This is a genomic window from Microbacterium sp. CCNWLW134 (genome assembly GCF_037083565.1).
Classification (GTDB): domain Bacteria; phylum Actinomycetota; class Actinomycetes; order Actinomycetales; family Microbacteriaceae; genus Microbacterium.
In genome coordinates, this window is record NZ_JBAOJU010000001.1 from 1,233,470 (window position 1) to 1,251,874 (window position 18,405).

Genomic DNA, 18,405 nt, shown 5'->3' on the forward strand with positions numbered 1-18,405 from the left:
GTGCCTCCTCGGGATTGTGACTCTCGGCGTGGTCCCCACATACAACCACGGCACGCTGACGGTCATGCCGCGATCCGATGGCCGTTCGCTGAGCGCGTACGGCGGCGCCCGACGGTCGTGTCTGTGCAAGGCCGGGGCGGAACCCCCGGTTAGCCTTGGAGATTGTGACCGCCGCTGAGTATTCCGCCCATCACCTGCAGGTGCTCGAAGGGCTCGAGGCCGTCCGCAAACGTCCGGGCATGTACATCGGCTCGACCGATGCCCGCGGCCTCATGCACTGCCTCTGGGAGATCATCGACAACGCCGTCGATGAGGCGCTCGGTGGTCACGGAGATCACATCGACGTCGTCCTCCACGCCGACGGCAGCGTCGAGGTCCGCGACCGCGCCCGCGGCATTCCGGTCGACGTCGAGCCCCGCACCGGGCTCACAGGCGTGGAGGTCGTCTTCACCAAGCTGCACGCCGGCGGCAAGTTCGGCGGGGGGTCGTACGCCGCGTCGGGAGGTCTGCACGGCGTGGGTGCCTCCGTCGTCAACGCCCTCTCCGAGCGCCTCGACGTCGAGGTCGACCGCGGGGGCAAGACCTATGCGATGTCGTTCCACCGCGGCGAGCCGGGGGTGTTCGCGGGCCCGGGTCCGGACTCGCCGTTCACCCCCTTCGAGGACAGCAGCGAGCTGCGCGTGGTCGGCAAGGCGCCGCGCGGGGCGACGGGAACGCGCATCCGCTACTGGGCCGATCGGCAGATCTTCACCCGCGATGCCGCGTTCTCCTTCGAGGAGCTCGAGCAGCGGGTCCGGCAGACGGCGTTCCTCGTCCCCGGTCTGCAGATCGTCGTGCGTGACGAGCGCGCAGGCGAGCCGGTCGAGACGTCCTACCGCTTCGAGGGCGGCATCTCGGAGTTCGTGGAGTTCCTCGCCCCTGACGCCGGTGTCACCGACGTGTGGCGGTTGACCGGTACCGGGGTCTTCATCGAGACCGTCCCCGTGCTGCAGCCCACCGGCGCGATGATCCCCACCGAGGTCGAGCGCACCTGCGAGGTCGACATCGCGCTGCGGTGGGGCATCGGCTACGACACCGTCGCCCGCTCCTTCGTCAACATCATCGCCACTCCGAAGGGCGGCACCCATCAGCAGGGGTTCGAGCAGGGACTGATGAAGGTGCTGCGCGCACAGGTGGAACAGAACGCTCGCCGGCTGAAGGTGGGCAACGACAAGATCGAGAAGGATGACATCCTCGCCGGCCTCACCACGGTGATGACCGTCCGGCTGCCCGAGCCCCAGTTCGAGGGCCAGACGAAAGAGGTGCTGGGCACCCCGGCCGTCCGTCAGATCGTGGCCCAGGTCGTCACGAAGGAGCTCACCGCGCGCTTCTCTTCCACCAAACGCGACGACAAGGCGCAGACGTCGCTGCTCTTGGACAAGGTCGTCTCGGAGATGAAGGCGCGCATCTCGGCGCGCACGCACAAAGAGACGCAGCGTCGGAAGAATGCCCTGGAGTCGTCGTCTCTGCCGGCCAAGCTGGCCGACTGCCGCACCAACGACGTCGCCGAATCAGAGCTCTTCATCGTCGAGGGCGATTCGGCGCTCGGCACGGCCAAGCTGGCGCGCAACAGCGAATACCAGGCCTTGCTGCCGATCCGCGGGAAGATCCTGAATGTTCAGAAGGCGTCGATCAGCGACATGCTGTCCAACGCCGAGTGCGCATCGATCATCCAGGTGATCGGTGCGGGCTCGGGCCGGTCGTTCGACCTCGACGCCGCGCGCTACGGCAAGGTCATCCTGATGAGCGATGCCGACGTGGACGGCGCGCACATCCGTACCCTCCTGCTGACCCTGTTCTTCCGCTACATGCGTCCGCTCGTCGAGGCCGGACGGGTGTTCGCCGCCGTCCCGCCCCTTCACCGGGTCATCGTGATGCATCCCGGGACCAAGCCCAACGAGACGATCTACACCTTCAGCGAACAGGAGCTGCACACCCTGCTCACCAAGCTCACCAAGGCGGGGAGGCGTTGGCAGGAGCCGGTGCAGCGGTACAAGGGTCTCGGTGAGATGGACGCCGACCAGCTCGCGACCACGACGATGGATCGGGGCGGACGGACGCTTCGAAGGGTGCGCGTGCAGGACGCCGAGGCGGCCTCTCGTGTTTTCGAACTCCTGATGGGTACCGACGTCGCCCCCCGTCGCGAGTTCATCGTCGACTCCAGCGACCGGCTGTCGCGGGAGCGCATCGACGCCTGACCGGCGTCCCTCAGCGCACGACGGTGCCGACCGCTCCGACGACACCGTCGAGCGGCGTTCCCGACGCGTCGCGTCGTGCACCCGGCGCCGGCAGCTGTCGAACCGCACCGTCGGGACCGACCGCCCGGGGGTCGGAACCGACCCAGGCCAGGCTCAAGGCGTCCTCGCCCCGGAGGAAGCGGTGCGCCCGCACCCCGCCGGTGCCGCGTCCCTTGGCGGGGTACTCCGTGAAGGCCGAGACCTTGGCCGATCCGGAGTCGGTGCCTGCCAGTGCTGTGGAGGCGCCCGCGACGGTGACCACCACGGCGTCGAAGGCCGAGCCGCCGACGACGAAGAACCCGATCGCCTCCACTCCTGTGGCCAGCCTGATCCCGGCCATCCCACCGGCGGCACGGCCCTGGGGTCGGACGGACGACGCGTCGAAGCGCAGCAGCTGCGCGTCCGCGGCGACGAACACCAGCTCCGCTCCGTCGGGCGCGAGGGCGGCCCCGACGACGCGGTCACCGTCCTTGAGGGAGATGATCGCGACGTCGTGCTTGCCCGCGAGCTCGGAGGCGGCGACCCGCTTGACCACGCCCTGGGCGGTGCCGAGTGCGATGGGCGGATCGGACGCGAGGGGGACGAGGGCGACCACATGCTCGCCGCCGGTGAGCCCGAGGTACTGGTCGGCGCGGGTCCCCGCCGACAACTGCACCGAGTTCCCCGGAACGGAGGGCAGGTCGACCGGCGAGAAGCGGACGAGGCGTCCTGCGGTGGTGACCGCTCCCACGTCCCCGCGCGTCGTGGTGTCGACCGCGGAACGCACAGCGTCGTGCTTCGATCGGCGGGCCGGTGCGACGATACCGCCGCCCGGTGCCTCCGGCGTCCGCTCGGCGCGCACCATGCGTCCCGTCGCGGAGAGGAAGACCCGGCAGGGCGCGTCGGCGATCTGGAGGTCGACCGGACCCGCCGACTTCGACGACCGTGCCGCGACCGGACCGCCGTTCAGCAGCAGGGTCCGCCGTGGGGTGCCGAGCGCTTCGGCGGTGGCGTCCAGCTCGGCGGCGACCTGGGCCCGGAGCAAGGCCGGGTCGCCCAACAGCTCGACGAGGGCGTCGATCTCGGCCTTCAGGGCGTCGCGTTCGGCTTCCAACTCGATGCGTGAGAACTTCGTCAAGCGCCGCAGGCGCAGCTCCAGGATGTACTCGGCCTGCACCTGGGTGAGGTCGAAGACGTCCATGAGCCGGCCACGCGCCTGCTCCCCGTCGTCGGAGGTGCGGATCACCTGGATGACCTCGTCGATGTCGAGGATCGCGATGAGGAGACCTTCGACGAGGTGGAGGCGTTCGCGGCGGCGCGCAAGGCGATACTCGCTCCGTCGCGTGATCACGCGGATGCGGTGGTCCAGGTACACCCGGAGCATCTCGCGCAGCCCGAGCGTCTTCGGCTGGCCGTCGACGAGGGCGACGTTGTTGATGCCGAAGGAGTCCTCCAGCGGCGTCAAACGGTACAGCTGCTCGAGGACGGCGTTCGGGTCGAACCCGGTCTTCACGCCGATGACCAGACGCAGACCCTTCGTACGGTCGCTGAGATCGGTGACGTCGGAGATGCCCGTGAGCTTCTTGCTCGTGACGGCGTCCTTGATCTTCTCGATCACGCGCTCCGGACCCACGAGATACGGCAGCTCGGTGACGACGAGTCCCGTCCGGCGCGGACCGAGGCTTTCGATCGACACCTTCGCCCGGGTGCGGAACGACCCGCGTCCCGCGGCATAAGCGTCGCGGATGCCGTCGAGCCCGACGATGATCCCGCCGGAGGGCAGGTCGGGGCCGGGGACGAACTCCATCAGCTCTTCGAGGGTCGCCTCGGGGTTCTCGAGCAGGTGCACGGCGGCGGCGACGACCTCGATGAGGTTGTGCGGGGCCATGTTGGTGGCCATCCCCACCGCGATGCCCGATGCGCCGTTGACGAGCAGGTTGGGAAACGCAGCCGGAAGCACCTCCGGCTGCTGGAACTGGCCGTCGTAGTTGGGGATGAAGTCCACGACGTCTTCATCGAGGTCTGCGGTCATCGCCAGGGCCGGGGGAGCCAGGCGGGCCTCGGTGTACCGCGGAGCCGCGGGTCCGTCGTCGAGCGAGCCGAAGTTGCCGTGCCCGTCGACCAGAGGCACCCGCAGCGAGAAGGGCTGGGCCAGGCGCACGAGGGCGTCGTAGATCGGAGCGTCGCCGTGCGGGTGGAGTTTCCCCATCACCTCGCCGACGACCCGCGCGCTCTTGACGTGCCCGCGATCGGGCCGAAGCCCCATGTCGGCCATCTGGAAGAGGATGCGGCGCTGCACGGGCTTCAATCCGTCGCGGGCGTCGGGCAGGGCGCGGGAGTAGATGACGGAGTAGGCGTACTCGAGGAACGACCCCTGCATCTCGACGGAGACGTCGACGTCCTCGATGCGTTCGGTGGGCGTGGTGTCAGCGGGTGATGCGGGCATGGCGATGGGGTTCCAAGACGGAGCGGGGGAGCCGCCGGCGGGGTGTGCCAGACTGGCCCGGGTGACCGTCAGCCTACCGTCGGACCCGCCCGGTGCCCGGCGCCTCACCGGCGTCGTGCCGGAGTTGATCGCGGCGCTCAGGGGCGCATCCGACCAGTGGGCCCCCGCGCGAAGCGCGATCGTCTGCGTGGTCGACGGCCTCGGAGCCCACAATCTGCGAGCCCGCAGCGGTCACGCGCGGTATCTCGCGGCGGCGATGTCGAAGAAGGATGTCGCGCGGACCGTGTTCCCCACCACCACCGCCGCTGCGCTCACGAGTCTGCTGACGGGGACCGAGCCGGGTACCCACGGCATCGTCGGCTACCGCGCCTTCGTCCCCAACACCGGCGAGGTTCTCAATCAGCTCCGTGGGTGGGACACGCACGGACTGCCGGTGAGCTGGCAGCGCGCTGCGCCTCTCTTCGGCCGGGAAGCCGAAGCCGGCCGGCCGACGTTCTTCGTCTCCAAGCCCGAGTACACCGGCACGGGGTTCACCGAGGCGACGCTGCGCGGTGCGGTGGCGGTCCCGGCCGAGTACTTCTCCGACCGGGTCGACCTCGCCGTCGACCTTGCGGCCCGGCATCCGGGCGCCCTCATCTATCTCTACACACCGGAGCTCGACGGGATCGGACATCGTCGCGGATGGGAATCCGACGAGTGGACGATCGGGCTGGAGGAGGTCGACGCCGCGCTCGCGCGGCTCGGCGGAGCGCTGCCGGGCGATGTGGGGGCGATCGTCACCGCCGACCACGGGATGGTCGACGTTCCCCGGCACCGGCATCGCCTTCTGGTCGAGGGGAGCCCGCTGCTGGAGGGTGTGGCACAGATCGGCGGCGAACCCCGGATGCTTCATCTGTACGCCGACCCGGGGACCGCCGATGACGTCGCCGACGCGTGGCGGGCAGCGGAGTCCCCTCACGCGTGGGTCCTCACGAGGGACGAGGCTGTCGCGAGCGGCCTGTTCGGTGACGTCGATCCCGTCGTGCGGCCGCGCATCGGCGACGTCCTCGTCGCCGCGCGCGGGGCCACGGCGTACTACGACGACCGGGACGCCGAACGCACCGGTCAGCAGATGGTGGGCCAGCACGGCTCGCTCACCGACGCCGAGCGGATCGTTCCGCTCATCCGCCTCGGCGCGTTCGCCTGAGCGGTGCCGCGCGTGTCAGTCGTCGCCGCGTGCGCCGAAGACGATCTCGTCCCAGGAGGGCATCGACGTGCGGCCCTTGCGGCGTCCCGCGGCCTCGGCGACCTGCGTCGCCGACGGACCCCTGTCGGACGGAACGCTCTCGTCGGAGGGCTCGGGCCCATCGCCGTACCCCGGCTCGAGGGCGTCGAAGAGTGCGACGGGCTGCGATGACGTCGTGCGCTCTCGCGCCTCCTCCGCGCCGGGAAGGGGTTCCCGCTGGCCACGACGACGACGCAGGGCTTCGAGCAGGTCGGCGGTCTCCGCGGAGGTGACCGCCGGTTCGGTCGCCCGCTTGATCGCGGCCTGCTGGACGGCCGGCGCGACCGGCGCGGGGATCTCGGGGTGCTCGAGGTCGGCCTCCGGCGGGCGACGGGGCCCGAAGGCGCCGCTGTCGAAGCGCGAGTCGTCCTTGGCAGGGGCGGTGTCGAGGGCCCGCAGGCGTGGGATCAGTCCTTCGGGGAGCGAACCCTGACGCGACAGCTGGATCGCGTCGGCATTCAGGGGCGAGAGGGTGCTGCGGCGGGGATCGAAGCTCCACCGCGCATCATGGTCGACGCTGTTGGCGGTGAACTCGAGCTTGACGATCCATCCCGAGGGCTCCTTCCAGCTCGTCCACCGTTCGCCGACCGCGCCGGCTTCGTGGAGCTTGCCGCGCACGGCTGCTCCGAACGTGGGGTGCGCGTCGTGCTCGAGCTGACCGCCCAGCAGCACCGGCACAGCGAGAGCCTGACCGACGACGTGCTCGCGCTCGGCGAGCACCGGTCCTTCGAAGCGGGCCACGTCTTCCACGCGGCAGCCCAGCAGCGTCGCCACCTCGGTCGTCGACAGCCCGGCACGGATGTGCGACTGGATCTCGCGGGGGCTGGGGCGAGCGGCCTGGCCGTCGTGGTCGCGGTCGCGTCGCGTGCGGCGCAGCTCGTTGCGCAGCACCTCATCGACGGGCAGCGAGAACCGGTCGCCCGATTCGGTCGCGAGGACGAGTCTGTCGTCCTCGGTTCCGATCACCTTGAGCTGTTCCATGCGAACGCCTCTCCGACTCAGCAGTGCCGCCATGGTGTCACAGGGACGCCCCGGGGCCGGGAATATCGTGCGCGTGGCGCATGTTCCGGTGGGTGATCGTCGCCCCCTCGCGCCTGGGGCGGCATCCGATCACCCGCAGGCGTGCCCAGAGCGTCCGAACCGGGCGCCGCGGCGCCGGATGCGGCATTTGCGAAATGCCCACCGGTCATGCAAACTATGGCCGCCTGTTCAGGCCAGGTGCACCCGAGAATCACCGGAAGTAGAGATCCCCCCGCATGGCAACCGACTACGACGCCCCCCGCAAGACCGAAGACGACAGCGAGTCGATCGAGGCGCTCAAGGAGCGTGTCCCCGACAAGATGTCCGGTTCGGTGGACGTCGAGGACGCCGACAACCCCTCGGGCTTCGAACTGCCCGGCGCCGACCTGTCCGACCTCGAGCTGGACGTGGTCGTGCTTCCCCCCCAGGAGGACGAGTTCACCTGCATGAACTGCTTCCTGGTCAAGCACCGCTCTCAGCTGGACCACGAGGGCGGCGACGGACCGATCTGCCGGGAGTGCGCGGCGTAACCGGCTCGGCGTCCCCGCGTCGCGCCCGCTCGATCGCAGCGATCAGGCGGTCGGGCGTGCGGGTCGAGACCACCCACACCGGCACCGGGTCGTCGGGGTCTTCGAGCGGGATGACCACAACCGGATCGATCCCCCCGCGGATGAGATGCCACGCCCGGGGGTGCAGCTCCACGCCGCATTTGCGACGGGCTTCCTCGCCGGTGAACCCCTCGGCCTCGCCGAGGTGACGCACCTCGATGCGGGCCCGCCCGGCCCGCAGCATCCCGTCGCCGACCTCCACCACCGGCGAGGCGGCGACCAGCGCGACGACGATGAGCGCCGCGACCGCCGCGCCGACGATCAGGGCGACTGTCGGATCGACGGGAGTGAACACCAGGGCCGCCATCGGTCCGCACAGGGCGGCGGCCACCAGCAGCCACAGGCTCGGACCCAGTCTTTCGCGGTAGAGCACCGCCTGCTCGCCGCTGCGGCGTGGCTCTGACATGTGCATTACCCTCGTTGCGTGACTGAAACCGTGGACGTCCTCATTATCGCCCCCGACGTTCCGGCCTACTCCCACCCCGGCGATGCGGGTGCGGATCTGGTGTCCGCGGAGGCCGTGCGCCTGGAGCCCGGGCAGCGCGCCCTCGTCGGCACCGGCGTGCGGATCGCCCTCCCGGAGGGCTTCGCCGCCTTCGTGGTGCCCCGCAGCGGACTGGCCGCGAAGCACGGCATCACCATCGTCAACTCGCCGGGCACCGTCGACGCGGGATACCGCGGCGAGATCAAGGTCGCCCTGCTGAACACCGACCGCGACACCGCGTTCGAGATCGCACCCGGCGACCGGATCGCCCAGCTCATCGTGATGCCCGTCACCCGGGCCGCGTTCGTGCCGGTCGACGACCTCCCCGACAGCGTCCGCGGCGCCGGGGGGTTCGGTTCGACCGGCTACCAGAAGGACGGAGCGACGGCATGACCGACGCCACACCGCAGAACTCGCCCAAGAGCGCACCTGCCGATCGGGCGACCGAGGGGCCGTTCGACGAGGCGGAGGCCAATCCGGTCCGCCCGTACATCGATCTCGGAGGCATCAAGGTCCTCCCGCGGGAGGGTCTGAACCTGCGCCTGGAGGTGGAGGAGCAGACCAAGCGCATCGTCGCCGTAGGTCTGGACTACGCCGACTCGACGCTGCAGATCCAGCCGTTCGCCGCACCCCGGTCGGCGGGGCTGTGGGAGGAGACGCGCGAGCAGATCCGTCAGCAGATCCGACAGCAGGGCGGGCGCGTCGAAGAGCGCGAGGGCCCGCTCGGACCCGAGCTGCTCGCCGAGGTGCCCGTGGTGGCAGGACCGGACGGGGGAGCGGGCAAGCGCATCGCCCGCTTCGTCGGCGTCGACGGGCCGCGTTGGTTCCTGCGCGGGGTGATCGGCGGGGCGGCTGCGGCCGACGTCGATGCCGCGGCGAAGATCGAGGACCTCTTCCGCTCCATCGTGGTGGTCCGCGGAACGTCGCCGATGCCGCCGCGCGATCTCATCCCCCTCCGCATGCCTGCCACACCGGGTACGGCGTGAGCGACAGCTCGACGGGCGTCCACGCCCCCGACCCCGAACCCGCGCCCGGAGCCGGGGATCAGCGTGCCTCCGACCTCCTGGGCGCCGCCCTCGGGGGAGCGGCCAAGCGCGCGGGTCTCGATCCCACCCAGCAGGCCAGCACCGGACGTGTCGTCTGGTCGGCGATGGGCGGCTGGCGCGGAGTGCTCGAATCTGTCCTGCCGAGCCTGACGTTCATCCTCACCTACACCCTCGTGCCCGGCGATACGCGGGAGAAGCTGATTCCGGCGCTCGTGGTCTCGGTGGGGATCGCGGCGGTGTTCACGATCGTGCGTCTGGTGCAGAAGTCGCCTCCCTCGGCGGCGATCGGCGGACTGGTCGCAGCGGGCGTCGCGGCGGGACTGGCGCTGATCACCGGGAACCCCTCCGACAACTTCATCCCCGGCTTCATCACCAACGCGATCTACGGTTCGGCGCTGCTGATCTCCGCACTCGTCGGATGGCCGATCATCGGGCTCGCCGTGGGCTTCCTCGTCGGCGAGGGGACGCGGTGGCGTATGGACCGTCGCAAGCGGCGGGCGTTCTTCTGGCTCACCATCGCGTGGGCCTCCCTGTTCGCGGCGCGTCTGGCCGTGCAGTTCCCCATCTACCTGTCCTCCCTGGACGAGAGCCAGCGCGACAGCGCGGTGGCGCTGCTGGGAACGCTCAAGCTCGTGATGGGCATTCCCCTCTTCGCTCCGCTGCTCGCGGTGACCTGGCTGGTGGTGCGCGCCCTCTATCCCCCCGCTCCCAAGTGATACATTTATCTTGACGTCGAGATAAATTGAGCGTTGCGGGCTAAGGCTCGCCTTGCTAGCCGCCACACCGACGGCCAGCGAAGATGGGGATGCGGGGACTGCTCGCGTCCTCGCGGCCGACGAAGGAGACAGACGTGTCCACAGTTGACAGCTTCGGTGCCAAGAGCACCCTGACGGTCGGCAGCACCGACTACGAGATCTTCCGCATCGACGCGGTCCCGGGATACGAGAAGCTGCCGTTCAGCCTCAAGGTCCTGCTGGAGAACCTGCTGCGCACCGAAGACGGTGCGAACGTCACCAAGCAGCAGATCGAGGCCCTCGGTTCGTGGGAGCCCACCGCCGAACCCGACACCGAGATCCAGTTCACCCCGGCCCGAGTGGTCATGCAGGACTTCACCGGCGTGCCCTGCATCGTCGATCTCGCCACGATGCGCGAGGCCGTGGCCGACCTCGGTGGCGACCCCACCCGCATCAACCCGCTCGCTCCCGCCGAGCTCGTGATCGACCACTCGGTCATCGCCGACCTCTTCGGCCGTCCGGACGCGTTCGAGCGCAACGTCGAGATCGAGTACGAGCGCAACGGCGAGCGCTACCAGTTCCTCCGCTGGGGCCAGACGGCGTTCGACGACTTCAAGGTCGTGCCGCCCGGGACCGGCATCGTGCATCAGGTGAACATCGAGCACCTCGCCAAGGTCACTTACACCCGCACCGTCGGAGGAAGCCTGCGTGCGTACCCCGACACCTGCGTCGGGACCGACTCGCACACCACCATGGTCAACGGCCTCGGCGTGCTCGGCTGGGGCGTGGGCGGCATCGAGGCCGAGGCGGCCATGCTCGGCCAGCCTGTCTCGATGCTCATCCCCAAGGTGGTCGGATTCAAACTCACCGGCAGCATTCCCGCCGGGGTCACCGCGACCGACGTCGTCCTGACCATCACCGACATGCTCCGCAAGCACGGCGTGGTGGGGAAGTTCGTGGAGTTCTACGGCGACGGCGTGGCCTCCGTGCCGCTGGCGAACCGTGCCACGATCGGCAACATGAGCCCCGAGTTCGGCTCCACCGCCGCCATCTTCCCGATCGACGAGGTGACGGTCGACTACCTGCGCCTCACCGGACGCTCCGACGAACAGCTCGCGCTGGTGGAGGAGTACTCCAAGGCCCAGACGCTCTGGCACGACCCGTCGCGCGAACCCGTCTTCAGCGAGTACCTCGAGCTGGATCTCGGCACGGTCGTCCCTTCGATCGCCGGACCCAAGCGCCCGCAAGACCGGATCGAGCTGACGGCCGCGAAGACGCAGTTCGAGAAGGACGTCCTCGACTACGCCGAGGCCGGACCGGAAACCCGGGTCGACGAAGCCGTCGAGGGTACTTTCCCGGCATCCGACCCGGTGGGCTTCACCCCCGACGACGAGAACATCTCCGACCGCGTCGTGACCGCCGCTCACCGCAGTCACGCGCCGGCAGCGGTGTCCAAGCCGACGCCGGTCACGACCTCCGACGGCATCTCCTACACGCTGGACCACGGTGCGGTCACGATCGCCGCCATCACCTCGTGCACGAACACCTCCAACCCGTCGGTGATGCTCGCCGCCGGACTCCTGGCTCGCAATGCCGCTCGGAAGGGGCTCAAGGCCAAGCCGTGGGTGAAGACGACGCTCGCCCCGGGATCGAAGGTCGTCACCGACTACTACGAGAAGGCGGGGCTGACCGACGACCTCGAGGCCCTGGGCTTCTACACGGTCGGCTACGGCTGCACCACCTGCATCGGCAACTCCGGGCCTCTCATCGAAGAGGTCTCGGCCGCGGTCAACGACAACGACCTCGCCGTGACGGCCGTGCTGTCAGGCAACCGCAACTTCGAGGGCCGCATCAACCCCGACGTGAAGATGAACTATCTCGCGAGCCCGCCGCTGGTGATCGCCTACGCGCTGGCGGGATCGATGAACTTCGACTTCGAGACCGACCCGCTGGGCACCGACAGCCAGGGCAACGACGTCTTCCTCAAGGACATCTGGCCGAGTCCCGCCGAGGTGCAGCAGACGATCGACTCGTCGATCTCGACCGACATGTTCGAGAAGCAGTACGGCGCGGTCTTCGAGGGTGACGAGCGGTGGCGCTCGCTTCCCACACCGACCGGTGCGACCTTCGAGTGGGACGACGCATCGACCTACGTGCGCAAGCCCCCGTACTTCGAGGGCATGACGCTGCAGCCCGACCCGGTCAGCGACATCGCCGGGGCCCGCGTGCTGGCCAAGCTCGGCGACTCGGTCACCACCGACCACATCTCGCCGGCAGGATCGATCAAGGCCGACAGCCCGGCGGGCCAGTACCTCCAGTCGCACGGCGTCGACAAGAAGGACTTCAACTCCTACGGCTCGCGCCGCGGGAACCACGAAGTCATGATCCGCGGCACGTTCGCGAACATCCGGCTGAGGAACCAGCTCCTGGACGGCGTCGAGGGCGGCTTCACCCGCGACTTCACCCAGGACGGGGGGCCGCAGTCCTTCATCTACGACGCGTCGGAGAACTACCAGCAGGCCGGAGTGCCGCTGGTGATCCTGGCCGGCAAGGAGTACGGCTCGGGGTCGTCGCGCGACTGGGCGGCCAAGGGCACGCGACTGCTGGGCGTGCGCGCCGTCATCGCCGAGAGCTACGAGCGGATCCACCGCTCGAACCTCATCGGCATGGGCGTCATCCCGCTCCAGTTCCCTGCGGGGGAGTCGGCATCCTCGCTGGGCCTCGACGGCACCGAGGTCTTCACGATCACCGGCATCGAGCAGCTCAACGGCGGGTCCACCCCGAGGACCGTGCGCGTCATCGCCGAGCCCACCGACGCCTCGGATGCCGGAAAGGCGCCGGTGGAGTTCGACGCCGTCGTGCGCATCGACACCCCCGGCGAGGCGGACTACTACCGCAACGGCGGGATCCTGCAGTACGTGCTCCGATCCCTGGTCTGAGCACCGCGGACCATGCGCCCGGCCGGCGTCGAAACCGGCCGGGCGCTTCCGCGTCGCCCCGCCCCGGGCGGCGTTAGACTCGCACCACGCGCATCCGTCTCCTCGACCCGGGGACGACGGATCGCCCGGCGAAAGGAGACCTGTGGCGATCCTCGACACGATCTCGAACCCTCGTGATCTCGACGGGCTCAGCATCGAGCAGCTCAACGAACTGGCCGCGGAGATCCGCGCCTTCCTGGTCGAGAATGTCTCCCGCACAGGCGGGCATCTCGGACCCAATCTGGGGGCGGTGGAGCTCACGATCGCGCTGCACCGGGTCTTCGACTCCCCGCAGGATCCGGTGATCTTCGACACCGGGCATCAGTCCTACGTGCACAAGCTCCTCACCGGTCGGCAGGACTTCTCGGGGCTGCGTTCGCGCGGCGGCCTGGCAGGCTACCCGCAGCGTTCCGAGAGCGTCCACGACGTCGTGGAGTCCTCCCATGCGTCCAGCTCGCTCAGCTGGGCTGACGGCGTCTCGCGGGCGCTCAGTCGCACCGGCCGCCGGGATCGTCACGTGGTGGCCGTCGTCGGGGACGGGTCGCTCACGGGCGGCATGACGTGGGAGGCCCTGAACAACATCACGGACGACAACGACCGGAACCTGGTCATCATCGTCAATGACAACGGACGATCGTACGCTCCGACGATCGGCGGGATGGCGCGATTCCTCAACCGTGTCCGCACGACGGAGGGGTACGAGACGCTTGCGCGCGGCTCGGCCGACCTGTTCCGCCGTCTCGGGCCCGCCGCCCGCGCTCTGTACCGCGGCGTCCGCGGCGGCACCCACGGCTTCCTCGCGCGCTTCATCAACAACGAGGCGTTGTATTCCAATCTCGACATCAAGTACCTCGGACCCGTCGACGGGCACGATCTCGAGGCGATGATCGAAACGCTCGAGCTGGCGAAGGCGCACGGCGCACCGGTGATCGTCCACGCCATCACCGAGAAGGGCCGAGGATACGAGCCGGCCCGCAACGACGTCGCCGACCAGTTCCACGCCGTGGGCCGCATCGACCCGGTGACCGGTGAGCCGCTGGGCGGCGGTTCGGGAACGGCCTGGACCGACGTCTTCGCCGAGGAGCTCGTGGCCGTGGGCGAGGAGCGTCCCGAGATCATCGGGATGACCGCGGCCATGCTGCGTCCGACCGGCATGCTGCCGTTCGCGCAGCGATTCCCCGACCGCGTCTACGACGTCGGCATCGCCGAGCAGCACGCCGCAGCATCCGCCGCGGGTCTCGCATTCGGCGGTCTGCATCCGGTCGTGGCCATCTACGCGACGTTCATGAACCGCGCGTTCGATCAGGTGATGATGGATGTCGCGCTGCACCGCGCGGGCGTCACATTCGTCCTCGACCGGGCGGGCGTCACCGGTCCCGATGGACCGAGCCACCACGGGATGTGGGATCTGGCGATGCTCCAGATCGTGCCGCACATCCGCATCGCCGCGCCACGCGACGCCGAGCGGCTCCGGGAGGAGTTCCGAGAGGCCGTGGCGGTGGAGGATGCTCCGACGGTGATCCGCTTCCCCAAGGGGAGCGTCAGCCCCGACCTGCCCGCTGTCGAACGACTGGCGGACGGCGTCGATGTCCTGTCGCGCTCGGAGGCGCAGGACGTCCTCATCATCGGCATCGGGCCGATGGCACACCTCGCGATGGATGTCGCGGATCGCCTCGGCGCACAGGGCATCGGGGCCACGGTCATCGATCCGCGCTGGGTCGTTCCCGTGCAGCCTTCGATCGTGGACCTCGCCGCGTCTCACCGCCTCGTCATCACCATCGAAGACGGAATCCGCGTCGGCGGAATCGGAACGCGTGTTCGCCAGGTGCTTCGGGAGTCGGGCATCGACACGGCGGTGGATGAGCTGGGCCTGCCTGATGAGTTCATCGACCACGCCAGCCGGGAGCAGATTCTGGAGGATGCGGGGCTGACCGCGGCGAAGATCGCGCAGGACGTCGTCTCACAGGTACTCGGCACCCGCATCCCGGTCGCGCGTCCGAGCGGGGACGACGGGTCGCTCTGGCTTGCCGAGCCTGCCCGGCTCAGCGACGCGGAGAAGTGATGATCGCCGGGATCTGACGAACCCGGCGTCCGGACGCACGACGAAGGCCCCCAGCGTGAGCCGGGGGCCTTCGTCGTGACATCGGGCGGTCAGCCGCGCGACGCGACACCGCGGATCGGCGGGTGGTGGAAGGTGTCGCCGAACACGCGCTGCGACGCTCCCTCGCGATCGAGGTACGGCGATGCGCCACCGTCGATGAACGGCCAGCCCGCACCGAGGATGAGGCAGAGGTCGATGTCCTCGACCGCCGGCACGACGTTCTCGTCGATCATGATGCGGATCTCCTGGGCGAGTCCGTCCTGCACGCGGGTGAGGATGGTCTCGGCCGAGGCCGGGCTGTCGCCCACGTGGCCCTTCAGGACCTTCTCCGCCGCCTTGGTGAAGCCGGTGACCCGGCCCGACTTGTCCTTCTCGACGACCTCGGACAGCTCCGCCAGCGCGTGGAAGTTCTCGTTGGCGTAGAACCGGTCGGGGAACGCGCGGACCATGGTGTCCTGCACATGCGCGGCGACCTTCCACCCCACGAGATCGATCAGCTGGAACGGACCCATGGGAAGCCCCAGTGGTGCGAAGGCCTTCTCGACGTCGACGACGGGGGTTCCCTCGTAGACCGCGCGTGCGGCCTCGCCCATGACCTTGGCCAGCAGACGGTTGACGACGAAGCCGGGTGCGTCGGCGGTGAGGACCGCATTCTTGCCGAGACCCTTCGCGACGACGAAGGCGGTGGACAGCGCCGCGTCCGAGGTCTTCGGGGTGGTGACGATCTCGATGAGAGGCATGACCGCGACCGGGTTGAAGAAGTGGAACCCGACCAGTCGATCAGGGTGCGCGAGCTCGGCCCCGATCTCTTCGACCGACAGCGACGAGGTGTTGGTCGCGAGGATGGCGTCCTCGGCGACGACCGCCTCGATCTCGGCGAAAACGGCCTGCTTGACCCCGACCTCCTCGAAGACCGCCTCGATGACGAAGTCGCAGTCGGCGTACAGACTCTTGTCGGTCGTCCCCGTCACGAGGGCGCGCAGCCGGTTGGCGGTGTCGGCGTCCAGACGCCCCTTGGCCTCCAGCTTGCCGATCTCGTCGTGGATGTGGGCGACGCCCTTGTCGACGCGCGCCTGATCGAGGTCGGTGATGAGGACGGGCACCTGCAGCTTCCGCACGAAAAGGAGCGCGAACTGGCTGGCCATGAGCCCGGCGCCGATGATCCCGACCTTGGTGACCTTCTTCGCCAAGGCCTTGTCGGGAGCCCCGACCGGGCGCTTCGCGCGCTTCTGCACGAGGTCGAAGGCGTACATCGACGCCGCGAACTGGTCGCCCACGACGAGGTCTGCGAGGGCTTCGTCCTCTCGGGCGAATCCTTCGGCCTTGGTTCCGGACTTGGCCTTGTCCAACAGATCGAGCGCGACATAGGGCGAGCGCGGAACGGTCCCGATCTTGGATTCGAGCATGCCGCGGGCCATCTTGATCGCGATCGGCCACTTCGTGAGACGCTCGATCTTGCCCGGCTCGTTCTTGCGTTCGACCTTGCGACCGCCCAGGACCCCGTCGGCCCAGCGCAGCGAATCCTCGAGGAAGTTCGCGGCCGGGAAGATGGCGTCGACGATGCCGTAGTCGAAAGCCTGCTGGGGCTTGAGCATCCGATTCTGCTTCAGCGGGTTCGAGATCACCACCTCGAGGGCGTTCTCGATCCCGATGAGGTTCGGCAGCAGGTACGCACCGCCCCACCCCGGGATGATGCCGAGGAAGACCTCGGGGAGCGCGATCGCCGCAGCGGAGGCATCGACCGTGCGGTAGGTCGAGTTCAGGGCGATCTCGAGTCCGCCGCCCAGCGTGAGCCCGTTGACGAAGGCGAACGAGGGGACGCCGAGCTCGGAGAGCTGCCCCAGCACGCGGTGACCGAGCTGCGCGACCAGGCGAGCGGCGTCGCGCGAGTCCACCTTGGTGATGTCGCTCAGATCGGCGCCGGCGGCCAGGATGTACTGCTTGCCGGTGATGCCGACTGCGTCGATCTCACCGGCATCCGCTCGCTTCTTCAGCGAGTCGAGTGTCGCACCGAGCTCGGTGAGCGTCGCGGGCCCGAGCGTGTTCGGGCGCGTGTGGTCCCGACCGTTGTCGAGGGTGATGAGGGCGAGGACCTTGCCCGAGGGCAGGCGGACGTCGCTGACGGGGGAGTGGGTGACCACCTCGTCGTCGGTGAGGGCGGACAGGGGGGAGAAATCGATCGCGGCGTACTGTTCGGAAGATGTGTTGGTCATCGCTGCCGTGCCCTTACTTGCGCTTCTTGCCGTTGTAGTGGGGGTTCTCCCAGATGACCGATCCGCCCTGCCCGAGTCCGACGCACATCGCGGTGAGGCCGTAGCGGACGTCGGGTCGCTCGGCGAACTGGGCCGCGAGCTGGATCATCAGGCGCACGCCGGATGCGGCCAGAGGGTGTCCGAAGGCGATCGCACCGCCCCAGGGGTTCACGCGAGGGTCATCATCGGCGATGCCGAAGTGGTCGAGGAAGGAGATGACCTGGATGGCGAAGGCCTCGTTCAACTCGAACAGGCCGATGTCGTCGATCTTCAGCCCGGCCCGCTTCAGCGCCTTCTCGGTGGACGGGATCGGGCCGATACCCATGATCTCGGGCTGGACGCCGGCGAAGCCGAAGGAGACCATCCGCATCTTGGGGCGAAGACCCAGTTCCTTGACGGCGGCGCCGCCGGCCAGGAGCGACATCGTCGCTCCGTCGGTGAGCGGCGAGGAGGTTCCGGCCGTCACGCGCCCGTGAGCGCGGAACGGGGTCTTCAACCCCGCGAGGTCGTCCATCGTGGTCTGGGGGCGGCGACCCTCGTCTTCGGTGGCGAGTCCCCAGGCGCCGTCGGCGCCCTTGATGGCCACCGGGACCAGGTCGGACTGGATCTTTCCGGCGTCGTAAGCGGCCTGCACCTTGTGCTGGCTGAGCATGCCGTACCGGTCGGAGCGCTCCTTGGTGAGGTGCGGGAAGCGGTCGAAGATCCGCTCCGCCGTGACCCCCATGTTCAGGGCGCCCGGGTCGACCATCTTCTCCGCGACGAAGCGCGGGTTCGGGTCGGCGTTGCCGCCGATGGGGTGGTGCCCCATGTGCTCGACACCGCCCGCGAGGGCGAGGTCGTACATCCCGACACCGATGGAGGCGCCCATCGTGGTGACGCTCGTCATCGCGCCGGCGCACATCCGGTCGATCGCGAGGCCCGGGACGGTCTGCGGCAGCCCCGCCAGGAGGGCGACGCTGCGACCGAGGGTGAGCCCCTGGTCGCCGGTCTGGGATGTCGCGGCGATGGCGACATCGTCGATGCGGTCCTTCGGCACCGAAGGGTTGCGTTCCATGAGCCCGATGGTCGCCTTCACGGCGAGATCATCAGCCCGGGTGTTCCAGTACATGCCCTTCTCGCCGGCGCGCCCGAAGGGGGTACGCATACCGTCGACGAAGAAGACGTCGGAAAGCTCGGCCACTTAAGCCTCCAAAAATCGGGGATCTCTGCGAGCGTAG

General features: G+C 69.1%; 13 protein-coding genes. 8 read left to right on the forward strand and 5 right to left on the reverse strand.

Translation table 11 applies throughout. The features are described from left to right. Window positions 1-164 precede the first annotated feature (164 nt). Window positions 165-2,237 (forward strand): DNA gyrase/topoisomerase IV subunit B, encoded by a 2,073-nt coding sequence (locus tag V6S02_RS05845; protein ID WP_336400185.1) that lies wholly within the window; start codon window positions 165-167, stop codon window positions 2,235-2,237. 10 nt (window positions 2,238-2,247) lie between these two features. Here the strand turns inward: V6S02_RS05845 and V6S02_RS05850 are convergent, their stop codons facing one another. After that, window positions 2,248-4,701 (reverse strand): DNA gyrase/topoisomerase IV subunit A, encoded by a 2,454-nt coding sequence (locus V6S02_RS05850; RefSeq protein WP_124293146.1) that lies wholly within the window; start codon window positions 4,699-4,701, stop codon window positions 2,248-2,250. Between the two features lie 61 nt (window positions 4,702-4,762). Here V6S02_RS05850 and V6S02_RS05855 point away from each other — a divergent pair, with 61 nt between their 5' ends. Beyond that, entirely contained in the window at window positions 4,763-5,887 is a 1,125-nt protein-coding gene (locus V6S02_RS05855) for an alkaline phosphatase family protein (protein ID WP_336400186.1), read from the forward strand. 15 nt (window positions 5,888-5,902) lie between these two features. Here the strand turns inward: V6S02_RS05855 and sepH are convergent, their stop codons facing one another. Further along, on the reverse strand, window positions 5,903-6,946 hold the full coding sequence (gene sepH / locus V6S02_RS05860; protein ID WP_124293147.1) for a septation protein SepH: 1,044 nt from the start codon (window positions 6,944-6,946) through the stop codon (window positions 5,903-5,905). Between the two features lie 275 nt (window positions 6,947-7,221). On the opposite strand from sepH, the gene V6S02_RS05865 reads away from it, so the two are divergent. Then, complete coding sequence (locus V6S02_RS05865; protein ID WP_124293148.1) at window positions 7,222-7,515, forward strand: DUF4193 domain-containing protein; 294 nt, start codon at window positions 7,222-7,224, stop codon at window positions 7,513-7,515. Here V6S02_RS05865 and V6S02_RS05870 read toward each other — a convergent pair. Then, window positions 7,448-7,999, reverse strand: a complete 552-nt coding sequence (locus V6S02_RS05870) for a DUF3093 domain-containing protein (protein WP_336400187.1) — start codon at window positions 7,997-7,999, stop codon at window positions 7,448-7,450. The two genes, V6S02_RS05865 and V6S02_RS05870, sit on opposite strands and share 68 nt — an antisense overlap. An 18-nt stretch (window positions 8,000-8,017) precedes the next feature. On the opposite strand from V6S02_RS05870, the gene dut reads away from it, so the two are divergent. The 5 genes from dut (at window position 8,018) to dxs (ending at window position 14,897) form a co-directional block, all read left to right on the forward strand. After that, a complete protein-coding gene (dut, locus tag V6S02_RS05875; RefSeq protein WP_200829968.1) occupies window positions 8,018-8,470 on the forward strand; it encodes a dUTP diphosphatase in 453 nt (150 codons plus the stop codon). After that, a complete protein-coding gene (locus tag V6S02_RS05880) occupies window positions 8,467-9,063 on the forward strand; it encodes a DUF3710 domain-containing protein (RefSeq protein WP_124293150.1) in 597 nt (198 codons plus the stop codon). The genes dut and V6S02_RS05880 overlap by 4 nt, the downstream gene beginning before the upstream one ends. Then, on the forward strand, window positions 9,060-9,839 hold the full coding sequence (locus V6S02_RS05885; RefSeq protein ID WP_336400188.1) for a DUF3159 domain-containing protein: 780 nt from the start codon (window positions 9,060-9,062) through the stop codon (window positions 9,837-9,839). Before V6S02_RS05880 ends, V6S02_RS05885 begins: the two co-directional genes overlap by 4 nt. Before the next feature lie 134 nt (window positions 9,840-9,973). Continuing rightward, window positions 9,974-12,796, forward strand: coding sequence for an aconitate hydratase AcnA (gene acnA, locus V6S02_RS05890; RefSeq protein ID WP_336400189.1), 2,823 nt, complete (start codon window positions 9,974-9,976; stop codon window positions 12,794-12,796). 142 nt (window positions 12,797-12,938) lie between these two features. Continuing rightward, window positions 12,939-14,897, forward strand: coding sequence for a 1-deoxy-D-xylulose-5-phosphate synthase (gene dxs, locus V6S02_RS05895; RefSeq protein WP_124293153.1), 1,959 nt, complete (start codon window positions 12,939-12,941; stop codon window positions 14,895-14,897). A gap of 89 nt (window positions 14,898-14,986) precedes the next feature. Here dxs and V6S02_RS05900 read toward each other — a convergent pair whose 3' ends face one another. Both V6S02_RS05900 and V6S02_RS05905 read right to left on the reverse strand, forming a co-directional pair. Further along, window positions 14,987-17,149, reverse strand: coding sequence for a 3-hydroxyacyl-CoA dehydrogenase NAD-binding domain-containing protein (locus V6S02_RS05900; protein ID WP_336400190.1), 2,163 nt, complete (start codon window positions 17,147-17,149; stop codon window positions 14,987-14,989). A gap of 13 nt (window positions 17,150-17,162) precedes the next feature. After that, window positions 17,163-18,368: a thiolase family protein gene (locus V6S02_RS05905; protein ID WP_141938365.1), complete on the reverse strand. Its 1,206-nt coding sequence runs from the start codon at window positions 18,366-18,368 to the stop codon at window positions 17,163-17,165. Window positions 18,369-18,405: the final 37 nt, after the last annotated feature.

What these genes read in the sequence shown, in the direction of transcription:
- V6S02_RS05865 (WP_124293148.1), top strand. Translation starts at nt 7,222, where the DNA reads ATGGCAACCGACTACGACGCCCCCCGCAAGACCGAAGACGACAGCGAG.
- V6S02_RS05850 (WP_124293146.1), bottom strand. Translation starts at nt 4,701, where the DNA reads ATGCCCGCATCACCCGCTGACACCACGCCCACCGAACGCATCGAGGAC.
- V6S02_RS05880 (WP_124293150.1), top strand. Translation starts at nt 8,467, where the DNA reads ATGACCGACGCCACACCGCAGAACTCGCCCAAGAGCGCACCTGCCGAT.
- V6S02_RS05870 (WP_336400187.1), bottom strand. Translation starts at nt 7,999, where the DNA reads ATGTCAGAGCCACGCCGCAGCGGCGAGCAGGCGGTGCTCTACCGCGAA.
- sepH (WP_124293147.1), bottom strand. Translation starts at nt 6,946, where the DNA reads ATGGAACAGCTCAAGGTGATCGGAACCGAGGACGACAGACTCGTCCTC.
- V6S02_RS05900 (WP_336400190.1), bottom strand. Translation starts at nt 17,149, where the DNA reads ATGACCAACACATCTTCCGAACAGTACGCCGCGATCGATTTCTCCCCC.